We start from the raw sequence: 1,174 nt of genomic DNA on the forward strand, positions 1-1,174 counted from the left end.
GGCCGATGCGCTCACCGCGGGCCACCGCGCGCGCCGCGCCGCGGGCGAGCGGCACGCCGTCGAGGACTTCCTCTACGAGTACTACGGCACCCGGCCCGCGCAGCTGCGCCGCTGGCACCCCGGCGTCGGCACCGGGCTCGAGGTCTCGGCCGGCGGCGCGCGTCCCGCCGAGGAGGGCGCCCCGCCGCAGGCCGGCTGGCGCTGGTACGCGACCACGGACGGCGTCGTGCACCTCGACGTCGACGCCTTCCTCGCCGCGCGCGGGGAGACGGTGCGCTACGTCCACCGGCTGCTCACGGCGACGGCGGCCCGCCCGGCCTTCACGGGCTGCCTCGGGCTGCACGAGTGGGCGATGGTCTACCGCGGCGCCGACCGGCGACGGCACGACCTGCCGCTGCGCCTGGGGTCGGCGGGCACGGACGCCGTCGTCGAGCAGCACCCCGTCCGGTGCTCGCACATCGACGCCTTCCGCTTCTTCACGCCCGAGGCCGTCCCGCTCAACCGGCTTCAGCCGACGCGCGAGACGCAGGTCGCGCTCGAGCAGCCCGGCTGCCTCCACGCGAACATGGACTGCCTCAAGTGGGCGCTCAAGCTCGGCCCGGCCTGCCCGGGCGAGCTCCTGCTCGACTGCTTCGCGCTGGCCTCGGACATCCGGGTCCTCGACATGCAGGCGTCGCCGTACGACCTCGCGGACCTCGGCTACGAGCCCGTGGCGATCGAGACGCCGCACGGCAAGGCCGAGTACGTCGCGCGCCAGCGCGCCTTCGCCGCCCGTTCGGCGGACCTGCGCCGGCGGCTGATCGACGTCTGCGCCGCCGTCGACGCCCGCGCCCTCGAACGACGGGCCGTCTGACCGAGATCCGGACCCCCCTCGAGCGCGCCGTTGTTCGTCGCAGCCGGTGGGGGCCGTCGTGGCGGACGGGTGGGGGCCGTCGCGGGCGGACGGGTGGCGGCGCGGGGGCGGACGTACGCTCGCGGCATGGGCCGGCCGGACGGCATGGTGGACGTCCACCTCGACGACGACGCCGCGGGGGGCAGGGAAGGGCACACGCGCACCGACCGCAGCGAGCGCGCCGACCGCAGCGCCGTCGGTCGCTCCGCGCGCCCGACGACGCCCCTCCGCCGGGCTCGACGCGCACGCGGCCTCGCGCTCGTCGCGGCGTCGGTGCTCGCC

The 1,174-nt window shown here is 77.3% G+C and carries 2 protein-coding genes; both read left to right on the plus strand.

The window, feature by feature from the left end:
• Positions 1–853: 3-methyladenine DNA glycosylase (locus tag ICW40_RS20440; protein ID WP_221655805.1), on the plus strand; the 853-nt coding region annotated here is incomplete at its 5' end.
• Positions 854–979: 126 nt separating this feature from the next.
• Positions 980–1,174: hypothetical protein (locus tag ICW40_RS20445; RefSeq protein WP_221655806.1), on the plus strand; the 195-nt coding region annotated here is incomplete at its 3' end.

Source organism: Actinotalea ferrariae (assembly GCF_019733465.1).
Classification (GTDB): Bacteria; Actinomycetota; Actinomycetes; order Actinomycetales; family Cellulomonadaceae; genus Actinotalea; species Actinotalea ferrariae_A.